General features: G+C 43.0%; 1 protein-coding gene. It reads right to left on the reverse strand.

Annotation, left to right across the window (positions count from 1 at the left end):
* Positions 1 to 34: 34 nt before the first annotated feature.
* Entirely contained in the window at positions 35 to 1549 is a 1515-nt protein-coding gene (locus FDK13_RS35160; protein WP_170983027.1) for an IS5 family transposase, read from the reverse strand.
* Positions 1550 to 1629: the final 80 nt, after the last annotated feature.

Here is a 1629-nt window from a genome sequence, read left to right on the forward strand (position 1 = left end):
TACTTAGGGTCTGCTGAATATGTCTTCTTTTGTCTTACGCTGCGAGCTTGAGCTGTGGTTGACGATTCCGCAGCCACGGCTCAAACTTCATCTGTCTTGCTGAATAAGTAACTAGCACCACATGGCACAATAGTGCTTCCCCGGCCAACTTGACCAGGTTCAACACTAGGATGATGGATGCAATCCAGGATTGGCTTGTTGCTTGTAATCTTGCCTTTATCCGGTTTAGGCCATAAGCTGTTTTGGCTTGGCCAAACTTCCCCTCGATTGGATTGCGTTCCCCTGGACTTACGTGTTTCTCATCCACCGCCTTTGGTCTCCCTAAGGGCTTGGCGCGAAGCGTTATTGATAAATCCTTTAATACCTTTCGGTTGGCGCGAGTGCAATATATCTTATCTGCAAGTACATATTCAGGATAAAAGCCAAAGCGAACTTTGTACTTCTCAACGCTGCTGATCAGACATGTTCCTTCATTAAAAGCTTCCCATGACAGCTCATCTAGGAAGGTGTAACCATTCATGACAGTGGCTTGTATTTTGGCTCCAAACTCAGTTTTAGCATTGGTTTTTCCTCGCACAATAGGGCGCACATGTGGTTGGTGAATACTTACGATCCGGTTGTCCACACTGTGCTCTCCTCGGTCAAACATCTGCTTTTGTTGATCGTACAGCGTCTGGATAACCAATAAATATTTGTATTCATTCCTGTCAAGAGGGATCTTCTGGTAGCTATCCCAAAGCTTATGGATGCTAGAAATATTACGTCTGAGATAGGCCAACTGCTTTTTGACTGCATTATGAATCGCTTTTTTGGACTTTACTTTTTTCTGCGCTGTTTGTAGATATTCCTTGCGTGCCTTCTTTCGATCTGTTCGTGGCTTTTTCTTATGAAGTACTTTTTTGTAAAGCGTATCTATCAGTAATTGGGACTTTTCCCTAGCGTCATTCAATAAATTCAAATCCGTTGGGTAAGCAATATCTTGGGGACAGGCGGTGGCGTCGGTGATCATTTTGCCAAAGTGGGTCACAACCTCACCTCCATCCTGTTTTGGTAAAGTTTCCTTTTTGACAACACCAGCCCTATCTTGTGTTGAGCTCTTCGCATGGTACCCTTCGCTCCCTAGACCCAAAATCAACTCATTGATTTTATTGATCTGTTCAACACCCAGGCGTTTCCGGAACTCCACAAATAAGGAAGGGTCAAACGGGGGCTCGTCAGTAAAACTAGAGTATCCTAAGAAAAATTGCATATACATATTCTCCTGGATTTGCTGAACCGTCTCCCGGTCACTTAAATCACATATATGCTTAATAATAACAGAACCAATGGCTACTCTGGCATTGATACTTGCCGCGCCAGTCTTCGAATTCCCTAACGCAGAGTTATAGGTACTCACCAAAATATCCCAGGGAATATTCCTTGATAGCACAACCCAACGATTCTTCGGATTCAGTTTTCTGGAAAAAGGAGACTCGAATCCCTCGATACCAAGTTGATCCTGGCTAACATAATTTTGCTTTGATGCACGGTTTTTTGATGACTTTGCCATAGAATCGAGCATTTATTATCAGATAAATATAACATATTTGACTGATTGTCTGGTATTTGATATATATTCAGCAGACCCTA

It is taken from the genome of Dyadobacter frigoris, from assembly GCF_005280585.1.
GTDB classification, from domain to species: domain Bacteria; phylum Bacteroidota; class Bacteroidia; order Cytophagales; family Spirosomataceae; genus Dyadobacter; species Dyadobacter frigoris.